Here is a 21,993-nt window from a genome sequence, read left to right as displayed (position 1 = left end):
GTTGAACAAGTCCAAATAACTGAACTTTGGGTGATGTTAAGTACTCTGGACTCAAAAGTCCAACACTCTGATCTTTAGATGGTTTAGAGTTCTGAACTATGAAGAGCGAACGAATTAAAGAACTTAGGAAAAAACAAGGACTTACCCAGCAAAGGCTGGGTGAACTTGTTGGTGTGAAAAAATCATCAATCTCGCAGTGGGAAAGCGGTGAGCATGCTCCAAGTGGTGACAATCTTGTTGCACTGGCGAAGGCGTTCGGTGTCTCGGCTCACTGGCTTTCTACGGGCAAGGGGTCGCCTGAACTGTCGAACGTTGAGCCAGCCGTGATCCCGCAGGGGAATCGAGTGCCGATTCTTAGCTATGTTCAGGCTGGCCACTGGCGTGGAATGTGTGAACAGGCAACTGGCTTTGATGGCAATGTGGAGTATGTGTCTGCCAGCGTTGATATTGGCCCTTGTGGGTTTGGCCTCTGGTTACGCGGTAACTCCATGACTCCGTTCTTTAACGAAGGGGACTTGGTGATCGTTGACCCTGATGAACAGCCGCGCCCCGGTGATTATGTAGTGGCCAAGAACGGCGGCGAAGAGGCTACTTTCAAGAAGTATCGGCCGCGTGGCATCGATGAGAACGGACAAGAAGTGTTTGAGCTGGTACCGCTCAACGATGATTACCCCACCATGCATTCCGATCGGCAGCATATCGAGATCATCGGCGTGATGGTTGAGCACCGGATCTTCCGTAAACGATGAAGGTACTGAAAGCTTCAAAATTATAATAATGAGGTCATATGTCTATCCATAGTGAGTTTAATTGGTGTGAACCAGTTGTAATTGATGGCGAGGCCTTTGGCCCTGATTGTTTAAATAGAACCCGATATGCTGATTTTCTTACTGCATTTTTAAGAGGCCAAAGCCAAAGTAAGCCATACGTTCTCAACTTGAACTCTGAATGGGGAACTGGAAAAACTTACTTCTTGAAACGTTGGAAGCATGATTTAAGTAAAAGGCACCCGGTTATATATATTGATGCTTGGAAAAATGATCATTCCGATGATCCTTTGATGTCAGTCGTTTCAAGTGTTATTTCCCAATTGAGAGCTAAAACAGATAAAAAAGAAGATTCAGCTCTGAGCAGAGGTTATGAATTTGGCGCTAGGTTAGTAAAGGAAATTGCTCCTATTATCGCTGGCGGATTGGCAAAGAAATATATAGGGTTGGCTCTTGATGAAATATATCCAGATAAGATTGACGGTGCTAAGCCATCTAATAGTAATGATAATATAGATAAAGCCGCCCAAAAAATAACCAACCTGTTGATGTCTGAGCATGAAAAAAAAGCATCCTCGATCAGCTCGTTGAAGAACACAATGAAGGAATGGATTGATACCGTCATCGGTCAGAATAATAGTATAGATGATAAGGTAGAACATCCGACATTTATCATTATTGATGAGTTAGATCGTTGCAGGCCGAGCTATGCAGTTGAAATATTAGAGATTGTTAAACATATATTTGATGTTCCAGGTGTTTTCTTTATTGTTGCTACAGATACTGAACAACTTCAGCATGCAATAAAGGTTGTCTATGGCCTGGAGTTTGATGCAAAGACCTATCTATCAAGGTTCTTTGATTCTAGATTTACTCTTCCCACGAGCACTATCGGGAGAACAATTTTTTCACGGTGCGATACTAGCGTGTTTGAATCTGAATATTTGGATGATAATGACATAAAGATATGGCCTATTGGAAATGCTAGTATTGATAATGTAGCCGCCGTCATTGATGCTTTCAATATTCCGGCAAGGAATGCCATTCAAATACTTGAGAGAATTACAGCAGTTGTTAGGTTCTTAAGGAAAGATGACAGCCGAATTGATTTGATCTATCTTGCAACTTTATTTTGCTTGCAATTTAAGGATGAGAAAGCCTATAGAATGATCGTGGAGGGTAAGGAGAAACAGGATTATTCAATTTTTGCTGCTAAGTTTGATGCGACAAAATCCAAGAACAAAATAAGTATCCGCGTGTATTTTGATAACTTTCATGGGCAGTATGTAAACGATAGTATTGAGTTGGCTGCCTATTATGAAAAGGTCTTCCTTGATTACTCGGGAGCTTTTAATAACAGGAATTTAACTGGTCTTGTTTTTAATAATTTAACGGATGATGATGAAACATTAACTAAGCGAGTTATGACTAAGGTAGATGAGCTCCATGGAAAAAGTAGAAATAAAGAGTATGAAATGGAGTTAGCTTCTATATCCTATCTTAATTATAGGATGTACACAGTAAATAGAAGTATATATAAAAACTTGGTTGAATTAGCAATATCATTTGATTAATTTATGACAACTAGAAAGTTATCTACTGGAAAATGGCTTGCTGAAATATATCCACAAGGGCGAGAAGGCCCCCGCAAGCGAAAGCAATTTGCCACCAAAGGCGAAGCTTTGGCATGGGAAAAATATATGTTGGCCCAGCCCTGGCAACAGCCAGAGGCGAGCAATGTGGATGAGCGGCGGCTGAGCGACCTAGTGGCACTCTGGTATGGTCGCCACGGCCAAACCCTGACCGATGGCGATCGGCGCCGCGACAAGCTGGTCTGGCTGGCGGAGGCGTTGGGCAACCCGCTGGCGACCGAGTTCACTGCCCAGCAGTTTGCGGCCTATCGCGAGCGGCGATTGGCGGGTGAGCTTTATGTGCCCGGTCAGCGCAAACAGGTCTCCCCGACCACCATCAACCGCGAACTGCTCTACCTGCAGGCCGTGTTCAATGAGCTCGGCCGCCTGGGTGAGTGGGCCCACGGCAACCCGCTCGAGGTACTGCGCCAGTACAAGGTGCAAGAATCTGAGCTGGCGTTCCTTAATCAGGATGAAATCGAACAGTTGCTGGCGGCGTGCGCGGGGCTGAACGACTTGTGGCTGATCGTGATGCTGTGCCTCTCGACCGGGGCGCGTTGGTCCGAGATTGAAAAGCTGACTCGCTCACAGGTCGGCATCGGCCGGCTGACCTTTACCCGCACCAAGGGCAAGAAGAACCGCACCGTGCCGGTGGCCGGTTGGCTGTTGGCCTTGCTGCCCAAGCGCACCGGCCGCTTGTTCGGTGACTGTTACGCCGAGTTCGAAAAAGCGCTACGCCGCGCGGAGATCACCCTGCCGGCCGGCCAGCGAACCCATGTGCTACGCCACACCTTCGCCAGCCACTTTATGATGGGCGGCGGCAACATCCTGGTGCTGCAGCGCATCCTTGGCCACACCGATATCAAGATGACCATGCGCTATGCCCACTTCGCCCCGGACCACCTCGAAGATGCAGTCAAACTAAACCCGATCACAGCGATGAAAAATGGCGGCAAAGTGGCGGCAGCGCTCACCAGCGACACCCAATAACCCCTATTGATTCCCAAGTAAAACCGCGAAAACACGGCAACCCATTGATTCACAGCGGCTTGCGATGGTTTCAAAATCCGCCGTAGCAATACGTGTCGGTTCGAGTCCGACCCCGGGCACCATACAGATTCATGACAAAAGGCCATCCTCGCGGGTGGCCTTTTGTTTTTCTGGGTTTGCAGAGGCTTCAGTCGATGTTCTGGGCGATGCGCCACAGCACGCCGGACGGGTCATACAGACAGAAATCCTGCATTCGCCAGGGCTGGGTGACGATCTCGGTGACCCTGACGCCGTAGCGGGCGGCGACCCCGCTGGCATTGACGTGGGCCCACCAGGCCGCCACATCTTCCACCAGGATGTGCATCATGAAGTGCTCGGCCAGCTGTTCGTGGCAATGATCCTGCAGCAGGAAGCTCACCTCCCCGAAATGGAAATAGGCGACCCCGCAGCCATCCGAGGCCAGGGTGAAGCCGAGATCCTGATAGAACTGTTTGGACAGGGCGAAGTCGCGGGCAGGCACGAAGGCCTTGATTTCGGTGATGTTAAGGTTGCTCATGAGGCCCTCTGGCGGTGATGGAGCGAGTGATGCGGGGTCGCGTGGTAACGTGCAGCCAGTATCACCCGGAATATCCGAGGCTCGCCAGCCCTGACTGCCGGGGTCACCCGTCTGGGCAGAGCGCGATCGCCATGCCCGGGTCGCAAGGCATCGCTACCGACCTCTGGATAGAGTGCCGGGATCCTCTCCTCGCAGCCAAGTTCACGTCCTGTATGGCCGTCATGCCCCGGATCCGGGCCATCACATCATTCGATTCGTTAATGAAAACAGGCAATCCATTTATTTTATAAATGCCACCAGGGGCGGGTTCCCCATCATCACGGCTCTTGGCCGGGGCCGGGAGGCATTGCCCGGCGATGGGTCGGCGGCCTGATGCGGCTTTTCTTCTTTATCTCTCTTCATATGGCGATATGGCGTCGCCACTGGTGGCGCTGGTAGGGGCTGATCTCTCCTATCTCTTCGCCACATTCGGTCATCCTGTTTGCGCGGGCATCGCGCGGCATGTGGCGTGTCAGCCGGGGTGGAGAACGTCCCAGCACCTGATGCCCAACGCCCTGATGCTTCAATGCCCCGGCCCAGATAGAACGGCGCGCCTGCGGTTAGGCGCTGACATCCCGTCCCATCTTGGTGCGACCTGCGGCGGCTGCACAGCAGGAGTGCGATCTCCTTCTCCTTGATGGTCAGGCTGCGCCATCATGGTGCATTGCGCATCGCCAGTCACCTCAACGCATTGAAATATATGAATTATATTTTTTGGCCTGCTTTATGCTTTAAAAGATTCATGTCGCCATGATGATCCCGACGGGATCGGCAGAGGGGCAATACCGGTTTGACGATGTGAGTAAATAGCCGAGTGTGACATTCATATCAGGACATGGACCCGGCCAGGTGCCGGGACGACAAGGAGAGGGCTGTATGTTCAAGAGACTCGTAATGACTGGCCTGTTGGCGCTGGGCGCCACCATGGCCACCCCAGGTTGGGCCGAAGAAGTGGCCGTGCAGGCGGCGACCGTCACCATCAACAAGGGAGACAATACCTGGCTGATGGTGGCCGCGGCTCTGGTGATCCTGATGTCGATCCCCGGGCTTGCCCTGTTCTACGGTGGCCTGGTGCGCGCCAAGAATATGCTGAGCGTGCTGATGCAGGTGTTCACCCTGTTCTGCCTCATCACCGTGCTCTGGGTGGTCTATGGCTACTCCCTGGCCTTCACCGAAGGGGGCGCCTTCTACGGCTCCTTCGACAAGGTGCTGCTGATGGGGATCACCCCTGATTCCATCGGTGCCACCTTCAGCAAGGGCGTGGGGATCAGCGAGTTCATCTTCGTGGTGTTCCAGGGGGCCTTCGCGGCCATCACCTGTGGCCTCATCGTCGGTGGCTTTGCCGAGCGGATGAAGTTCTCGGCGGTGCTGCTGTTCGCGGTGATCTGGTTCACCTTCGCCTACATCCCGATGGCGCACATGGTGTGGTACTGGGCCGGTCCCGATGCCTATACCGATGCCGCCGCGGCCGAAGCGGCCGGTGCCACTGCCGGTTATCTGTTCCAGCATGGCGCCCTCGACTTTGCCGGCGGTACCGTGGTGCACATCAACGCGGCGGTGGCCGGTCTGGTGGGGGCCTTCATGGCGGGCAAGCGGGTGGGCTACGGCCGTGATCCCATGACGCCTCACAGCCTGACCATGACCATGATAGGTGCCGCCCTGCTCTGGTTCGGCTGGTTCGGCTTCAACGCGGGCTCTGCGCTGGAAGCGAGCGGCACGGCTGCCCTGGCCCTGATCAATACCTGGGTGGCGCCGGCGGCGGCAGCTCTTTCCTGGACCTTCGCCGAATGGCTGATGAAGGGTCGTCCCTCCCTGCTGGGGGCGGTATCGGGTGCGGTGGCCGGTCTGGTCGCCATCACCCCGGCGGCCGGTTTCGTCGGTGTCGGTGGTGGCCTCATCATCGGCCTGCTGAGCGGGGTCGCTGGTCTGTGGGGCGTACACGGTCTCAAGCGTCTGCTGGGGGCCGATGACAGCCTGGATGTGTTCGGCCTGCACGGGGTGTGCGGGATCCTGGGTGCGGTGCTGACCGGGGTGTTTGCCAGCCCGGATCTGGGCGGTACCGGGGTGTGGGACTATGTGACCAACCAGGTCGCCGAAGGCTACTCCATCCTGGCGCAGGTCAAGGTGCAGGTCATCGGGGTGTTGGTGACGGTCGCCTGGACCGCCGTGGTCTCTGTCGTGGCCTACAAGCTGGTGGACCTGCTGGTGGGTCTGCGAGTGAAGGAAGACGCCGAGCGCGAAGGGCTGGATGTGACCAGCCATGGCGAGAAAGCGTACAGTTTGTAATAGAAGTTCCCATTGAGAAGTTTGCCGCCGGGCTCTGTCCGGCGGCTTTTTTATTGTCTGGCTGCTGTGTCGGGTTGTCGCCTCGATAAGGTTCCATCCTATCTTCCCCAAGCAGGTCTGAGCGGCTTGCCCTTCCCTGTGCCCGTAGTGAGGTCGTCTGCGAGTCGGCGTGTTTTTATGCCTGCATTTTGTGTGGATCTCCGCTAAACTCTGCCACCCTTTATTCGGGGTAGCCGGGCTTGCCCTGCTTTCATCCTTCTTTATTCATGCCTTCGGAGCCGCTCATGCCGTTAGTGGGACACCAACATCAGATCGATATTCTGGAACTGACCGACAAAGGGGATGGCAAGGGACGCCTGTTCGATCGCCCCCTGTTTGTCGAAGGGTTGCTGCCCGGTGAGCAGGCGTTGGTGGAACTTTCCGAAGTCAAACCCAACTATCTGCACGGCAAGCTGGTGGAACTGACCCAGCCGTCCGCCGATCGGGTACCGGATTTCTGCCCCAACACCGAATGCGGTGGCTGCCAGGTGCGCCCCCTTGCCTATCCGGCGCAGCTCACGCTCAAGCAATCCCTGGTGGAGAGTGCGCTGGCCCAGGCCGGACTGGTGACCCGGGTCAACCCCATCCTCGGCATGGACAGCCCGTTTGCCTATCGCAACAAGGCGCAGTATGCGGTGCGCGGCACCGAGGCTGGCGCCGAGCTTGGCTTCTATCGCAAGCACTCCCACGATCTCATCACCGCCGACGACTGCGCGGTGCAGGACGCCTTGCACGTGGAGCTCAACGCCCGCCTGCGCCACTGGATGCGCGAGCACGAGATCCAGGCTTATGACGAGGTGAACCACAGCGGCTGCGTGCGCAACCTGATGACCCGCAAGGGCTTCAAGAGCGGCGAGCTGATGGTGGTACTGGTCACCCTGGGGGAGACCCTGCCGTTTGAAGCCGAGCTGCTGGCGGCCCTGAGCGATCTGCCCATCACCACCCTGGTGCAGAACATCAACGAGGAGCGGACCAACCGTATCCTCGGGGATCGCAACCGGGTGCTGCTGGGGGAAGGGGTGATCCGTGATCAGATCCACGAACTCGCGTTCGAGATCTCGCCCCTCTCCTTCTTCCAGAACAACCCGAGCCAGACCGACGTGCTCTACTCCAAGGCCCTGGAGTACTGCGAGCTGACCGGCAGCGAGACGGTGTTCGACATCTACTGCGGCATCGGCACCATCTCCCTGTTCCTGGCGAACAAGGCGGCCCGGGTGGTGGGAATCGAGTCGGTGGAGAGCGCCATCAACGACGCCCGTCGCAACGCGGCCCTGAACGGCATCGAGCACACCGAGTTCCACGTGGGCAAAGCCGAGCAACTGATGCCCGAGCTGCACACCCAGGGAGTGAGCGCCGACGTGGTGGTGATGGATCCGCCCCGTAAAGGCTGCGACAAGGCGGTGCTGCAGACCCTGGTCGCCATGGCGCCGCGCCGGCTGGTCTATGTCTCCTGCAATCCCCAGACCCTGGCCCGGGATCTGGCCTGGCTGGTCAAGCAGGGCTTCGTGCTGGACGAGGTGCAGCCGGTGGACATGTTCCCACACTCCATGCACGTAGAAGCCGTCGCCCGTCTGAGCCTGCCTGCCAAGGCCGATTGACACTGGATAGACAGGCATTCTGCCGATGGACATGTTCCCTCTCGTCCATGCACGTAGAGGCCGTCGCCCGTCTGAGCCTGCCTGCCAAGGCCGATTGACACCGGATAGACAGGCATTCTGCCGATGGACATGTTCCCTCTCGGCCATGCACGTAGAGGCCGTCGCCCGCCTGAGCCTGCCTGCCAAGGCGTGAATTGAATTAGCCAGATGGCTCTGATAAAAACGACTCCACATGGAGTCGTTTTTTTATGGCCGCAGGAAGGAGCAAGCAGGGATGAGCGTTCGTCTGGCAGGAGTGGAAGATGCCGCCGCACTGGATCGCTTCTTCCGGCAACTGGACGGGGAGACCCGCTTCATGCTCTATGAGGCGGGGGAGCGGCCCTCGGATATCGAGGGGCAGCGCCAGCGTCTGGCGACCATGACAGCCAGCCCCAATCAGCGCATGTGGCTGCTGGAGCTGGCTGGCGAGGTCCAGGGCTTTGCCGTCCTGCTGGGAGGGAACCTGCAGCGCAATCGTCACTGTGCACTGGTGGTGATGGGGTTGCGGTCTGGTGCGCGTGGCCAGGGTTGGGGAGAGCGTTTGCTGCGCACTCTCATTGCAGCCGCCAGCGACCTTGGGGTCAGCCGGCTGGAATTGGGGGTCATGGCCCATAACGAGGTGGCCCACTCTCTCTACCGCAAGTGCGGTTTCATGGATGAGGGGTTGCGGCGGCAGGCGTATCGACTGGACGAGGGTTATGTCGACGAGATCAGCATGAGCCTGCTGTTGCCGTCCAGTGCCCCATGACGCCGTTGGCCCGATGGTGCTGGATGGGCAAGCCGCAATGGGGCAGCGTATCGACTGGTCCGATAAGAAGAGGAGAACGTTGATGAAGGGTATCTTGTTACGCTGGTTGGCCCGTTACGATGCTTGGTGCCAGGAGTGGGGACTCACTCCCGAGAACCGGCGCTGCTGCGTGCCGGTACGCCGGGAAGAGGAAGATCATCGGGAGACTGCCATGGCGGAGGCCCCCTCATCCCTCACTGAAAGTTGCGAGTCACGGCGCCGGTGATGCTGTTGTAGTCAAACGCCAGCCCGTCCGGATGGGCAGGGAAGCGGCCGATGGAATCCCGCAGGGTATAGCGGCAGTTGTCGTGGCGCAGGCTGCCGACGCTCTGGCTGTCGGCGGGGATGAGCCGGGAGATATAGTCGCTGTCCGAATCGGTGTGGAGCTCATCTTCAGCAGTCTGACCGGTATCGAGCAGACCCCCGAACAGGCTCTCGCAGTCGTCCCGGCTGCTGACGGAGATCTGATCGCTCTCTCCCCCCGGGAAGACGGTATCCGGCCCCTGGCCTCCCTGATCTTCCTTGGTACCCACCGGCCAACCCAGGCTGTTGATGTCGAGATCCTGTTTGCCCATGCCGCTAAAGTTATAGAGTGCCAGCGGCTCCCCCTTCACCTTGACGGCCCAGCCCGCGTGGGCCAGTTGCACGGCGCTGGAGAAACCGCCTGCGGTTGCCGCCATGCTGCTCTTGAGCGCATCATCCTGCACGTTGATGAAGCGGGGCAGGGCAGTGACCGCTAGGATCCCCAACACTATGATGACCAGCACCAGTTCTATCAGGGTGAAGCCTTGGGAAGCGCGTTTTGACATTGAATGAACCCATTAAATACGACAAACAGGTAGGCGTGACATGCAACTGATCGACACCCATTGCCACCTCGATTTTCCGGTCTTTGACGAGACGCGGGAGGTGCAGCTGGCCGCATGGCGCCAACTGGGGGTGGGCGAGTATATCATCCCCGCCGTGGGGGAGGAAAACTGGGGCAGGGTGATGGCATTGGCTGACCAGCATGCCGGTATGGCCTATGGCCTCGGGATCCATCCCTGGCATGTGGGGACGCAACGCGAGGGAACGCTGACTCGGCTGCGCTCCCTGCTGGCGAGCCAGCCTCGCGGCCTGGTGGCCGTCGGCGAGTGTGGACTGGATCTGCGCAGCCAGGTACCGCAGGCGGGGCAGGTCGAGTCATTCGAGGCACAGGTGAAGCTGGCCATGGAGTTCGATCTGCCGCTCATCGTCCATTCGGTGCGGGCGAACGATAGCGTTGCCAAGATTCTCAGACGCCTTAAACCGGCCAGAGGCGGGGTGATCCATGCCTTCGGTGGCTCCTTGCAGCAGGCTCAAACCTTCTGGCGACTGGGTTTTCGACTGGGGATCGGAGGGGTCATCAGCTATGAGCGGGCCAACAAGACCCGGGAGGCGGTGCGGGCGATGCCGCTGGAGGCGTTGTTGCTGGAGACTGACGCCCCCGATATGCCGCTGCAAGGGCAGCAAGCGGGGCCAAATACCCCTGCCAGCCTGCTGACCATCATCCAGCTGCTGGCGCAATTGCGGCAACAACAGCTGGCGGATGTTGCCTCGGTGTTACGTGAATCCACTCTGCAGGCTTTTCCACGGTTGGACATGGCATTTAACACTTGATTAACTATTGATAGCGCCGTGATAAAAAATAGGACCCATAAAAATCGTTTGCGGTCTAATTAAACAATGTCCAGCCCATTTCGGGCTTATAAAATGTGACCAGCATTCTACTTTGTCGCACTGTAATTAGTATAATGCGCACCCTTGATTAACGGCTGCAAGACACAAAACGTTAACAAGCTGGAAGGTGCTACTTAAGAGGAAGTGTTAATAATGAATCTGATTATGGGTCTGGTGGGGATGGCGACGCTCATCCTTATCGCGGTGCTGTTCTCCAGCAATCGCAAGGCAATCAAAGTTCGTACCGTGGCGGGTGCTTTTGCCATTCAGGCTGGCCTGGGTGCATTCGTACTCTACGTCCCGGTGGGCCGTGACATCCTGGTCGGCGTTTCCGATGCCGTCTCCAGCGTCATCGGCTATGGCCAGAACGGCATCGAATTCCTGTTCGGTGGCCTGGTCAGCAACAAGATGTTTGAAGTGTTCGGTGGCGGCGGCTTCATCTTCGCCTTCCGGGTGCTGCCGGTCATCATCTTCTTCTCCTCCCTGATCGCGGTTCTCTACTACCTCGGCATCATGCAGTGGGTAATCAAGCTGCTGGGTGGTGGTCTGCAGAAGGTGCTGGGCACCTCCCGTACCGAGTCCCTGTCGGCGACTGCCAACATCTTCGTGGGCCAGACTGAAGCCCCGCTGGTGGTACGTCCCTTTATCTCCAAGATGACCGACTCCGAACTGTTCGCCGTCATGTGTGGTGGCCTGGCCTCCGTTGCCGGCTCCGTGCTGGCCGGTTACGCCTCCATGGGCGTCAAGATGGAATACCTGATCGCCGCCTCCTTCATGGCTGCACCGGGTGGTCTGCTGTTCGCCAAGTTGATCGTGCCGGAAACCGAAACCCCCAACTACGACGAGAACGCCGCCGATGGCGATCTGGACGACAAGCCGGCCAACGTGATCGACGCGGCCGCTGCGGGTGCTTCCGCCGGTCTGCAACTGGCCCTGAACGTGGGCGCCATGCTGCTGGCCTTCATCGGCCTCATCGCCATGATCAACGGCATCTTCTCCGGTGTGGGTGGCTGGTTCGGCATGCCTGAACTGTCTCTGGAACTGCTGCTGGGCTGGCTGTTCTCCCCGCTGGCCTTCCTGATCGGGGTACCCTGGAACGAAGCCGTCGTTGCCGGTTCCTTCATCGGTCAGAAGCTGGTGGTGAACGAGTTCGTTGCCTACCTGAACTTCGCCCCGTATCTGAAGGATGAGATGCTGATCAACGGCGTGGCCATGTCTGACCACACCAAGGCAATCATCTCCTTCGCCCTGTGCGGCTTCGCCAACCTGTCCTCTGTCGCCATCCTGCTGGGTGGTCTGGGCTCCATGGCACCGAACCGTCGCGGCACCATCGCCAAGTTCGGCCTCAAGGCCGTACTGGCTGGCTCTCTGTCCAACCTGATGTCTGCCACCATCGCAGGCTTCTTCCTGGCACTGACCGCCATGTAATGTTTGCCTGACACACGGGTAAAGACGAACGCCACAGCGAAAAGCTGTGGCGTTCGCGTTTGGGGCGGTGACAACCGTTTTCCTGCTTAAACTAATAAAAAAATGAGTCAAATCGGAGGTTATATGAATGAAGTACTACTGGCGATGGCAGCCGGCTTTCTCGTCGGAGTGTTGTTTTCTTTCCTCAAATTGCCGATCCCGGCACCACCGGTTCTGTCTGGGGTGATGGGCATAGTCGGGGTCTATCTGGGGGGTATTGCCTACTCCTGGATCCTGACAAAATTCTTCTCTTAAGCACTTTCCAGACCCGGTTTTGCCAGATGTGAGGTACCTCTGAAATTGGCAAATCCGGCTTGCAAACACGGGGTATCTCGGCTGAAATAGGCGATGCCAGCAGGGTGCTGGCATTGACTAATACCCGCTCAAGTCGGGTGTTGGCGGTCAAATGGAATTGATTGGGAATCCGGGTCAGCGGTTGTCGGCCTTTCTCAAGTCTTCATGGAACCAAGTCCGCACTTTTGTAAGAAAGTGACAGGGCTCTTGCCTTATTTGCAGCCGTATTGCCTGTGCATTTGCGCTGTAATTCCATATCCCGTTTACCCGGGATCTTCACTTGCCGATCCCCTTGGTTCGGCGGATGCTGATCGCTGGTATTGGGAATCATCGAGACTTTGGAGACATAGCATGACCGATCTGAAACTGGCCGCCCAACGCGCCCTGAACCTGATGGACCTGACCACCCTGAACGATGACGACACCGATCAGAAGGTGATCGATCTGTGCCGCAAGGCCAAGTCTCCGGCCGGCCTCACCGCCGCCGTCTGCATCTATCCCCGTTTCATCCCCATCGCACGCAAGACCCTGCGTGAGATCGGTGCCGCCGACGTGCGCATCGCCACCGTGACCAACTTCCCCCACGGCAACGACGACATCGAGATCGCCGTGGCCGAGACCCGTGCCGCCGTCGCCTACGGTGCCGACGAGGTGGATGTGGTCTTCCCGTACCGCGCCTTCATGGCGGGCAATGAACAGGTTGGCTTCGATCTGGTCAAAGCTTGTAAGGAAGCCTGTGGCACGCAAGCCCTGTTGAAGGTGATCATCGAGACCGGTGAGCTGAAGGAAGAGGCGCTGATCCGTCGCGCTTCCGAGATCTGCATCGACGCCGGTGCCGACTTCATCAAGACCTCCACCGGCAAGGTGCCGGTGAACGCGACTCCGGAAGCGGCGCGCATCATGATGGAAGTGATCAAGGCCAAGAACCCGAAAGTGGGCTTCAAGCCGGCGGGTGGCGTGAAGGATGCCGCCGTGGCGGGTCAGTATCTGGCCATGGCTGAAGAGATCCTGGGCAAGGACTGGGTCTCCCCCCGCACCTTCCGTTTCGGCGCCTCCAGCCTGCTGGCCAGCCTGTTGGCGACCCTGGGTCACGGCGACAAGCCGGCCAACACCAGCGGTTACTGAGTCGCGGCAGAGGGCGGTACGCCGCCCTCTATCTGGATCCTGTTTGGTCTGTGTTCGTGCACGGCGCACGGAGGGAATGAAAGATGTTTTTGCCTCAAGAAATTATTCGCAAGAAGCGCAACGGTGAAGCGCTCAGTACCCAAGAGATTCAATTCTTCGTCCAGGGCATTACCAACAACACCATCGGTGAAGGCCAGATCGCGGCACTCGCCATGGCGGTCTACTTCAAGGACATGACCATGGATGAGCGGGTGGCCCTGACCTGTGCCATGCGCGATTCCGGCATGGTGCTCTCCTGGGATCATCTGAACCTCGGCGGCCCCATCGTCGACAAGCACTCCACCGGTGGGGTGGGTGATGTGGTCTCCCTGATGCTGGGCCCCATGGTCGCCGCCTGCGGTGGCTTCGTGCCCATGATCTCCGGCCGCGGCCTCGGCCATACCGGCGGCACCCTGGACAAGCTGGATGCCATCCCCGGCTACCAGACCTCAGTCGACAACGATCGCTTCCTGAAGGTGGTGAAAGAGGCGGGCGTGGCCATCATCGGCCAGACCGGCGATCTCGCCCCGGCGGACAAGCGCATCTACGCGGTGCGTGACATTACCGCCACCGTCGAATCCATCGCCATGATCACCGGCTCCATCCTCTCCAAGAAGCTCGCCTCCGGGCTCGAAGCGCTGGTGATGGACGTGAAAGTGGGTTCCGGCGCCTTTATGCCGACCTTCGAAGCCTCCGAAGAGCTGGCCAAGAGCATCGTCGCCGTGGCCAACGGCGCTGGCTGCCGTACCTCTGCGCTCCTGACCGACATGAACCAGGTGCTGGCTTCCAGTGCCGGCAATGCGGTGGAAGTGCGCGAAGCGGTGCGCTACCTGACCGGTGAATACCGCAATCCGCGTATCCATGAAGTCACCATGGCCCTGTGTGCCGAGATGCTGATCTCCGCCCGTCTTGCCAGCGACGAGCGCGATGCCCGCGCCAAACTGCAGGCCGTGCTGGACAACGGCAAGGCGGCCGAGATCTTCGGTCGCATGGTGACCGGCCTCGGTGGCCCGAGCGATTTCATGGAACGCTACGACAACCATCTGCCGAAGGCCGCCATCGTGCGTCCCGTGTTCGCGCCCAAGGCCGGTTTCGTGACCGCCATGGATACCCGTGAGCTGGGTCTGGCCGTGGTCGCCATGGGTGGTGGTCGCCGCGCCGCCGGTGACAAACTCGATTATGCGGTCGGTCTGACCGACTTTATCCGCCTGGGTCAGAGCGTCGATGCTGACAAGCCGCTCGCGCTGATCCACGCTCAAACCGAAGAGCAATTTGCTCAGGCTGCCGGCATGGTGCAGGCGGCTGTCAGGATCGGTGACACCCGACCAGAGGCACTGCCCGAGGTCTATCGTCGCATCGGTCTGGCTGATTTGTAACAAGGGGAAGTCCCATGAAACGTACCTTTATTCTGATGATGGACTCTTTCGGTATTGGCGCTGCCGCCGACGCCGAGAAGTTCGGAGATGTGGGCGCCAACACCCTTGGCCATATCGCCAAGGCCTGCGCAGCCGGTGAGTTCGAGGGCCGTGGCCCGCTCAACCTGCCGAACCTGAACAAGCTGGGTCTGGGTCACGCCGGGGAGCTCGCCTCCGGCGTCTTCCCGGCGGGCCTGAAGAAGGACATCGAAGTGGTCGGAGCCTACGGCTTCGCCCAGGAGCTATCCTCCGGCAAGGACACGCCGTCCGGCCACTGGGAAATCGCCGGCGTGCCCGTGCTGTTCGACTGGGGCTACTTCCACGATCACCACAACAGCTTCCCGCAGGAGCTGCTGGATGCCATCGTCGAGAAGGCCGGCCTGCCGGGTTACCTCGGCAACTGCCACGCCTCCGGTACCCAGGTGCTGGATGATCTCGGTGAAGAGCACATGCGTACCGGCAAGCCGATCCTCTACACCTCTGCCGACTCCGTGTTCCAGATCGCCTGCCACGAAGAGACCTACGGCCTCGAGAAGCTCTATGAGCTATGCCACATCGTGCGCGAGCTGCTGGAGTCCTACAACATCGGTCGCGTCATCGCCCGTCCGTTTGTGGGTACCGGCAAGGGTAACTTCAAACGCACCGGCAACCGTCACGACTACTCTGTGCTGCCGCCGGCACCGACCGTGCTGGACTTCATGAAGGATGCGGGTGGCCAGGTGGTTTCCATCGGCAAGATCGCCGACATCTATGCCCAGCAAGGCATCACCAAGCAGGTGAAAGGCACGGGCCTGACCGAGCTGTGGGATCGCACTCTGGAAGAAGTGAAGGCCGCCGGTGACAACACCATCGTCTTCACCAACTTCGTGGACTTCGACTCCTCCTACGGTCACCGTCGTGACGTCAAGGGTTACGCCGATGCGCTGGAGTATTTCGACTCCCGCCTGCCGGAGCTGTTCGAGATCCTGCAGGATGGCGATGTGGTGGTACTGACCGCCGACCACGGTTGCGATCCGACCTGGAGCGGTACCGACCATACCCGTGAGTACATCCCCGTGCTGTTCTACGGCAAGCCGGTCAAGGCGGGCTCCCTCGGTCGTCGCGAGACCTTCGCCGACATCGGCCAGAGCATCGCCGCCTACCACGGCCTGCCGAAGCTGCAATACGGCACCAGCTTCCTGTGATGATGCAGCCAGTGTGTGCCTGATGCATGCGCCTGCCCGGGTTGCACTGTCGCACCCGCGTCCTGTAAGTTACCCGCCCGCTGCCGCGAGGTGGCGGGCAACCCAATAAAGACAATAAAACTCAACCTAGTGTGAAGGAATTAAGAGAATGGCAACTCCTCATATCAATGCGAAAGATGGCGCCTTTGCTGACACCGTACTGATGCCGGGCGACCCCCTGCGCGCCAAGTACATCGCCGAGACCTTCCTGGAGAACGTGGAGCAGGTGTGCGACGTGCGCAGCATGCTCGGCTTCACCGGCACCTACAAGGGCCGTCGTATCTCCGTCATGGGCCACGGCATGGGTATCCCGTCCTGCTCCATCTACGCCAAGGAACTGATCACCGACTACGGCGTGAAGACCCTGATCCGCGTGGGTTCCTGCGGCGCCGTCCGTGAAGATGTAAAACTGCGTGACGTGGTGATCGGCATGGGTGCCTGCACCGATTCCAAGGTCAACCGTCTGCGCTTCAAGGATCACGACTTCGCCGCCATCGCCGATTTCGATCTGGTGGCCAATGCCGTGCAGGCCGCCAAGAACAAGGGCGTTGCCGTGCGCGTTGGCAACATCTTCTCCGCCGACCTGTTCTACACCCCGGATCCCTCCATGTTCGACGTCATGGAAAAATACGGCATCCTGGGTGTCGAGATGGAAGCGGCCGGTATCTACGGCGTAGCCGCCGAATACGGTGCCAAGGCCCTGACCATCTGCACCGTTTCCGATCACATCCGTACCGGTGAGCAGACTACCTCCGAAGAGCGTCAGCTGACCTTCAACGACATGATCGAAGTGGCGCTGGACTCCGTGCTGCTGGGCGACTGATCCCAAGCCTCGGCTCCACGCAAGAACGGCGACCTCGGGGTCGCCGTTTTTTTATGCCTCATCGGGGTGGAAAACTCAGCTGGCGAGTTGCGCTGTCTATACTTTCGGGCAACTCCTCACGAGGCTAACACCATGAAACGAATATATATCCTGACCCCGTTGCTGCTTGCCATGACGTTGATAGTCCCGACGCTCTGGCAGGAGGTGCTGGCGCTGGAGGGCAGGGGTCAGCACCGGGCGCCGCAGCACAGGCCAGCGTCGCAGCGGGTATCCCAACCCCATGCGGTGCAGCACAGGGCCGTGCCCCGTCAGGCCAATCGGGAGTCGGTGAAGTTCAACGAGGGGTGGGGCAATGTGAGGGCGCGGGACAAGGCGACCCGTCCGGTTCATGTCAACCAGCGTCAGGTACAGGATCGCCATGTCGAGGGCAACCGTCAGCTGGACAACCGCCATATCGACAACAGTCGTGACATCAGGGGCAACAACGTGGTTATCGATAATCGCCACAACAACATCGTCGTGCCGCCGAACCGGCGCCGTGTCTATCACGACGTGGTGGTGGTTCGTCCCTATGGTCACTGGTATGGAGGCTATGGCAGTTATTACGATGACAACGATGCCTGGAAGTGGCTGGCCTTCACCGCCATTACCCTGAAGATCCTCGACAACATCAATGAGGAGCAGCAGCGGGAGCACGAGGCGGCCCAGGTCAAGGCGACTACGGCGCCCCTGAATGATCCCGTCACCTGGAGCGATGGCGACGCCTCCGGCTCGGTGACTGCGGTGCGGGAAGGGACCAGCAGCAGTGGCCGTTACTGCCGCGAATTCCAGCAGACCATCACGGTGGGGGGCAAGAAGGAGGATGCCTTCGGTACTGCTTGCCAGAAGCCTGATGGCTCCTGGGAGATCGTTTCGGATTGAACGCCAGCGGGGTTGGGGGCCGTTGACGCCCGATCTGCGCAACCTGCGAGAAATTTGGGGTGGAGCAAGAAACGGGGAGGCATCAGGCCTCCCCGTTGCTTTGAGGTCTGACAGCCTATTATGCCGTGTCGAGATCGAGGTAGAAGCCTCCCTTGCCAGCCTGCTTGGCTCTGTACATGGCGGCATCGGCCCGGTGCAGCAGATCGTCGATGTGGCAATATTGCCCCGAGTGGCAGAGGGCTCCCCCTATGCTGCCAGCGAGGGGCAGCAGATGACCGGCGACATCGGCGGGGAGGGCCATGGCCGCCAGCAGCCGCTCGCACAGGGCGGGCAGCTCCTGCTCAGGCTGGCGCAGGGCTGGCAATATGATGGTGAACTCGTCGCCGGCGAGGCGAGCCACCATGTCCCCCGGACGCACCTCGGCGATCAGCACGGCGGCGAAGCGCTGCAGCAGGGCGTCGCCGACGTGATGCCCCAGTCTGTCATTGATCCCCTTGAAGCCGTCGAGATCGAGGAACAGCAGGCCCAGGGGTTCGCCGTTTCGATGGACCCGTTCCAGTTCCCGGGAGAGACGCAGGGTGAAGGCGCGCCGGTTGGGCAGGGCCGTGAGCGGGTCGTGAGCCGCCTCATGTTCCAGCTGGTTTTGCAGTGCCTTGAAATCGGTGATGTCACTGCCGAGGATATAGACCCCGGGCTCATCCCCCCGGCTCGGGATCATGGTGATCCTGAGATCGCGGGTGCCGATGGGCAGGTCGAGTCTGTGCTCGTAGCTAACCTGTTCACCCGCCAGGGCTCTTGCCACCTGGGCCATGGCCATGTCGTGGGCCTCCTCGCCAATCACCTCTCGTACGCTGAGCTCTCGCACGGCATCGGCACGAAGCCCGAAGTAATGACAATAGGTCTGGTTGGCAAACAGGTAGCGCCCCTCGGGAGAGATCATGCTGATGATCACCGGCAGGCCGTCAGTGATGGAGCGCAGTCGGGCCCGGCCGCGCTCTATCTCGGCCAACGCCTGTTGACGGGTCGTGATGTCATGCAGGAACAGGGCGAGGCGCACCTTGCCGTCGAACTGGTAACGCTCGGCGATCACCTCGACCGGGATCTGCTGGCCGGATCGGGTCCCGAGCTCACACTCCAGACGTCGTGGCGGGCTCTGCGGGGTCTCCAGCAGGGGGATAAGGGGATGCCCACTCCCAAGCAAGCGAGGCAGGCGTTGTCCCAACATCTCTTCCGCTCGCCAGCCTAGCAGGGTCGTGGAAGCCGGATTCCAGCCGGTGATGACGAGGGATTCGTCGAGTTCCAGGAAGGCGTTGCTGGTGTGCTCCAGCATGTACTGCAGGCGGCGCTGCTCCTGCCATAGACGCTGTTGCACGGCGCCGCGCTCCTGCATCTCGAGATGCAGCTGCTCCACGGTGTTTGACAGCTCGCGAGTGCGTTCGCGCACCTGTTGCTCGAGCCCAAGCTGCAGTCGCAGCAGGTCGGCCTCGGCCTGCTTGCGCTCGGTCAGGTCGGCAAACACGGCGATCATGTGGGGCTCCATGGTGCGGCCCTGGCACAGGGTCACGCTGAGCTGCACCCAGCACAGGTTGCCGTCGGCCCGGATCATCCGCTTCTCCAGCCGGTAGTCCCGGATCTCCCCTGCTAGCAGCGCATTGAACAGGGATCGTTCCTGCGGCAGATCCTCGGGGTGGGTCATGGTGTGCCAGGTGCGCCCCAGCATCTCCCGTTCACTGTAGCCGAGCAGTCGCTCCAGTCCCGGGTTGGCCCGCATCCACTTGCCATCGAGGGTGGAGAGAGCCATGCCGATCGACGACTGGTTGAAGGTGAGGGTGAAGAGGTGCTCCTTGTCCTCCAATACCTGGTTCAGGCTGCGAACCTGATGGCGCCGCTCCAGGTCGTGCAGGGTGTTTTCCACTAGGCGACCGAAGTCGTCGAGGTCGCGACACGCCTCCTCATCGAGGTGGTGGGCTTCAGTACCCACCAGGCAAAGCGTGCCAAGCACCACGCCATCGAGGGCGCGCAGGGGACGGCCGGCATAGAACACGACCCGGGGCTCTCCCGTCACCAGCGGGTTGTCGGCGAAACGGGGATCGAGGCGGGCATCCGGTACCTGCATGATGTCGGGCTGGAGGATGGCGTGGCCGCAGAAGGAGTGCTCCCGGCTGATCTCGCACAGTTCCAGGCCGGTACGGGCGAGAAACCACTGCCGGTTCACGTCGGTCAGGGAGACCATGGCGATGGGCTGAGAGAAGTGGCGGGTGATGAGCCGGGTGAGACGATCCAGCTGGTCGATGGGCTCCCGATCGAGCAGGCCGAGCATCTGCAGTCGTTCCAACCGGCTGTGCTCGTCCAGGGGCAAGGGGGAGGCAATCATGTGGCTCTCCTGCCAGTCATCCTGTCAGAGTTATATACAAGGTGGCGGGAGCGATCTACCCCATTTACTGGGGGGCGGCGGGTTTGCTCTGCTTTTTGTGCTTGCGTACCCGCATGTAGTTGCGGCGCACACCGTAGGAGATGAGCAGGCCGGCCAGCAGCATCACCAGCAGCATCAGCCGCTGTTTCTCCTGATTCACCTTGAGATGGGTATCCTGCTTGGCCAGCAGCTTCTGCTCCTCCAGGGTGATCCTCAGGTAGCCCAGAGTCAGATTGCCATCCTGCACTTCCTGCACGAACTGGATACGCCCCTTGCCTTGTTCCGGCAGGGACTTGTTGTCGGCACCGATGGGCAGCAGATTCTCCAGCGGCACGGCCTGATCAGACTGGGCCAGGGGAATGCCACGGGAGTCGTAGAGGGTGACATCCAGGATCTCCGGTTCGGAAGCCAGGTCTTGCGCCAAACGTTCCAGCTCGCTCTCCTTGTCCTCCTTGATCCAGCGGCCCATGTCGCGGGCGGCGTAGGAGACCAGGGCCTGGGCGCGGTCACGGGCTTCGCTGTGCAGGGCGGCCTGGCTCTCTCCCTGCATGTGAATGAGCAGCCCCAGCACCCAGAGGCCGAGCAGGGTGCCGGCCGCCAGACTGATGACACGTTTGATGGGAAGATGACGCAAAGCCCGAACCTCTTGCGATGGGTGATGCCGGAAAGCCGCGGCATGCTGCTGGCACACCGCCTGGGAACCCTGCCAGGCACTGTTCACCCGGGCGGATCCATGGCGGGATCTTGGCGCTTGCCTGTACAAAAAGCAATACGCTACTCTGGGCCAGCATGTTGAACCCCCAAGGAAGGCGTCTCTCTTATGTTGTTGTCCCAACTCCCCCCGACTCTCTCTGACTGGCCTTTGGCCCTGTGCTCCGCGCCCCACTGGCTGCTGACTTCCGAAGCCTTGCTCCCCGTGGATGAGCCGCTGGATGCCGCCTGGCTTGTGCTGTTCGGCAAGGGGCTGGGGGCCCACCATCTGGCGCGGCTGGCCGCCCTGCTGACTCATCATGGGGTGTCAGCCAGTCTCTACCCGCCGGGAGAGCCGGCGGGGATCCCGCTCTTGCTGCTCGGCACCAGTCATTTCTCCCCCGCGTTGGTGCAGGGGATCAAGGCCGAAACCTGGGATCTCGATCTCTGTCACCTCGCCGCTCTGCCCAGCCTGCGTGAGCCCGGTCTGCTGGTGATGGACATGGACTCCACCGCCATCCAGATCGAATGCATCGACGAGATAGCTCGCCTGGCCGGGGTGGGGGAGCAGGTGGCCGCCGTGACGGCGGCAGCCATGCAGGGCAAGCTGGAATTTGCGGACAGCCTGCGCAACCGGGTCGCTCTGCTGGCGGGCGCGCCGGTCACCATTCTCGATGACGTCGCGGGGCTCATGCCCTGGATGCCGGGATTGCGGCTGATGGTCGATACCCTGAAAGATGCTGGCTGGAAGGTGGCGATCGCCTCCGGCGGTTTCACCCGCTTCGCCGGTGAGCTGCAGCGGGCGCTGGGGCTGGATGCCATCTTCGCCAACGAGCTGGCCCTGGACGGTGATCGTCTGAGCGGCCAGGTGAGCGGTCGCATCGTCGATGCCGCCGTCAAGGCCGAGGTGTTGGAGCAACTGGCGGCAGGCTATGCTGTTCCCCCCTCCCAGACGGTGGCGGTGGGGGACGGAGCCAACGATCTCAAGATGATGGGAGTGGCGGGACTCGGCATCGCCATTCATGCCAAGCCCCTGGTGCGGGCGCAGGCGGCGGCCACCCTCAACCACCACGACCTCGAAGGGGTCATCTGCCTGCTCGGGGCACTGGCCTGCCGCGATTTGCGCTGGTGTTGACATCGGTCAGGAGGACCG

General features: G+C 59.4%; 20 protein-coding genes. 16 read left to right on the top strand and 4 right to left on the bottom strand.

Annotation, left to right across the window (positions count from 1 at the left end; translation table 11 throughout):
• The first annotated feature begins 98 nt into the window (after positions 1-98).
• Genes VZC39_RS18120 through VZC39_RS18110 form a run of 3 tightly spaced genes read left to right on the top strand, consistent with a single transcriptional unit; the run spans position 99 to position 3,388 of the window.
• Positions 99-749: a LexA family protein gene (locus VZC39_RS18120; RefSeq protein WP_319859502.1), complete on the top strand. Its 651-nt coding sequence runs from the start codon at positions 99-101 to the stop codon at positions 747-749.
• 38 nt (positions 750-787) lie between these two features.
• On the top strand, positions 788-2,341 hold the full coding sequence (locus VZC39_RS18115) for a KAP family P-loop NTPase fold protein (protein WP_434664347.1): 1,554 nt from the start codon (positions 788-790) through the stop codon (positions 2,339-2,341).
• A gap of 3 nt (positions 2,342-2,344) precedes the next feature.
• On the top strand, positions 2,345-3,388 hold the full coding sequence (locus tag VZC39_RS18110) for a site-specific integrase (RefSeq protein WP_434664346.1): 1,044 nt from the start codon (positions 2,345-2,347) through the stop codon (positions 3,386-3,388).
• Between the two features lie 187 nt (positions 3,389-3,575).
• Here VZC39_RS18110 and VZC39_RS18105 read toward each other — a convergent pair whose 3' ends face one another.
• Entirely contained in the window at positions 3,576-3,944 is a 369-nt protein-coding gene (locus VZC39_RS18105; RefSeq protein WP_434664345.1) for a VOC family protein, read from the bottom strand.
• Between the two features lie 915 nt (positions 3,945-4,859).
• Here VZC39_RS18105 and amt point away from each other — a divergent pair.
• From amt to VZC39_RS18085, 4 genes are all read left to right on the top strand, one after another.
• Positions 4,860-6,269, top strand: coding sequence for an ammonium transporter (gene amt / locus VZC39_RS18100; protein ID WP_349919761.1), 1,410 nt, complete (start codon positions 4,860-4,862; stop codon positions 6,267-6,269).
• Between the two features lie 284 nt (positions 6,270-6,553).
• The gene (gene rlmD / locus VZC39_RS18095; protein WP_349919759.1) at positions 6,554-7,906 is read left to right on the top strand and encodes a 23S rRNA (uracil(1939)-C(5))-methyltransferase RlmD; all 1,353 of its coding nucleotides are present in this window, start codon (positions 6,554-6,556) and stop codon (positions 7,904-7,906) included.
• A gap of 274 nt (positions 7,907-8,180) precedes the next feature.
• Complete coding sequence (locus tag VZC39_RS18090; RefSeq protein WP_349919757.1) at positions 8,181-8,693, top strand: GNAT family N-acetyltransferase; 513 nt, start codon at positions 8,181-8,183, stop codon at positions 8,691-8,693.
• Between the two features lie 82 nt (positions 8,694-8,775).
• Complete coding sequence (locus VZC39_RS18085) at positions 8,776-8,958, top strand: hypothetical protein (protein WP_434664344.1); 183 nt, start codon at positions 8,776-8,778, stop codon at positions 8,956-8,958.
• On the opposite strand, the gene tppF is transcribed toward VZC39_RS18085, so the two are convergent.
• A complete protein-coding gene (gene tppF, locus VZC39_RS18080; RefSeq protein WP_349919755.1) occupies positions 8,927-9,541 on the bottom strand; it encodes a type IVa pilus pseudopilin TppF in 615 nt (204 codons plus the stop codon). The two genes, VZC39_RS18085 and tppF, sit on opposite strands and share 32 nt — an antisense overlap.
• Before the next feature lie 40 nt (positions 9,542-9,581).
• On the opposite strand from tppF, the gene VZC39_RS18075 reads away from it, so the two are divergent.
• From VZC39_RS18075 to VZC39_RS18040, 8 genes are all read left to right on the top strand, one after another.
• Entirely contained in the window at positions 9,582-10,370 is a 789-nt protein-coding gene (locus tag VZC39_RS18075) for a TatD family hydrolase (protein ID WP_349919754.1), read from the top strand.
• Positions 10,371-10,583: 213 nt separating this feature from the next.
• Positions 10,584-11,858, top strand: coding sequence for a NupC/NupG family nucleoside CNT transporter (locus VZC39_RS18070; RefSeq protein ID WP_349919752.1), 1,275 nt, complete (start codon positions 10,584-10,586; stop codon positions 11,856-11,858).
• Between the two features lie 123 nt (positions 11,859-11,981).
• Positions 11,982-12,152 (top strand): XapX domain-containing protein, encoded by a 171-nt coding sequence (locus tag VZC39_RS18065; protein WP_349919750.1) that lies wholly within the window; start codon positions 11,982-11,984, stop codon positions 12,150-12,152.
• Between the two features lie 390 nt (positions 12,153-12,542).
• Entirely contained in the window at positions 12,543-13,316 is a 774-nt protein-coding gene (gene deoC / locus VZC39_RS18060) for a deoxyribose-phosphate aldolase (RefSeq protein ID WP_349919749.1), read from the top strand.
• An 83-nt stretch (positions 13,317-13,399) separates the two neighbouring features.
• Positions 13,400-14,731 (top strand): thymidine phosphorylase, encoded by a 1,332-nt coding sequence (deoA, locus tag VZC39_RS18055; RefSeq protein ID WP_434664340.1) that lies wholly within the window; start codon positions 13,400-13,402, stop codon positions 14,729-14,731.
• Positions 14,732-14,745: 14 nt separating this feature from the next.
• The gene (locus VZC39_RS18050; RefSeq protein ID WP_434664339.1) at positions 14,746-15,954 is read left to right on the top strand and encodes a phosphopentomutase; all 1,209 of its coding nucleotides are present in this window, start codon (positions 14,746-14,748) and stop codon (positions 15,952-15,954) included.
• 148 nt (positions 15,955-16,102) lie between these two features.
• Complete coding sequence (deoD, locus tag VZC39_RS18045; protein WP_100858606.1) at positions 16,103-16,816, top strand: purine-nucleoside phosphorylase; 714 nt, start codon at positions 16,103-16,105, stop codon at positions 16,814-16,816.
• 132 nt (positions 16,817-16,948) lie between these two features.
• Positions 16,949-17,737, top strand: a complete 789-nt coding sequence (locus tag VZC39_RS18040) for an RT0821/Lpp0805 family surface protein (protein ID WP_434664337.1) — start codon at positions 16,949-16,951, stop codon at positions 17,735-17,737.
• 118 nt (positions 17,738-17,855) lie between these two features.
• Here VZC39_RS18040 and VZC39_RS18035 read toward each other — a convergent pair whose 3' ends face one another.
• Together VZC39_RS18035 and VZC39_RS18030 are read right to left on the bottom strand one after the other, a co-directional pair.
• Positions 17,856-20,111, bottom strand: a complete 2,256-nt coding sequence (locus VZC39_RS18035; protein ID WP_434664335.1) for a PAS domain S-box protein — start codon at positions 20,109-20,111, stop codon at positions 17,856-17,858.
• Positions 20,112-20,175: 64 nt separating this feature from the next.
• Complete coding sequence (locus VZC39_RS18030) at positions 20,176-20,784, bottom strand: AhpA/YtjB family protein (protein ID WP_349919742.1); 609 nt, start codon at positions 20,782-20,784, stop codon at positions 20,176-20,178.
• A 186-nt stretch (positions 20,785-20,970) separates the two neighbouring features.
• Here VZC39_RS18030 and serB point away from each other — a divergent pair, with 186 nt between their 5' ends.
• Positions 20,971-21,975 (top strand): phosphoserine phosphatase SerB, encoded by a 1,005-nt coding sequence (gene serB, locus VZC39_RS18025; RefSeq protein WP_434664332.1) that lies wholly within the window; start codon positions 20,971-20,973, stop codon positions 21,973-21,975.
• Positions 21,976-21,993 lie beyond the last annotated feature (18 nt).

Origin of the sequence: Aeromonas sp. NJAU223 (genome assembly GCF_051125555.1) — a bacterium.
GTDB lineage: Bacteria > Pseudomonadota > Gammaproteobacteria > Enterobacterales > Aeromonadaceae > Aeromonas > Aeromonas veronii_G.
The sequence above is the reverse complement of the archived record's forward strand: the minus strand, read 5'-3'. Positions and strand labels throughout refer to the sequence as shown.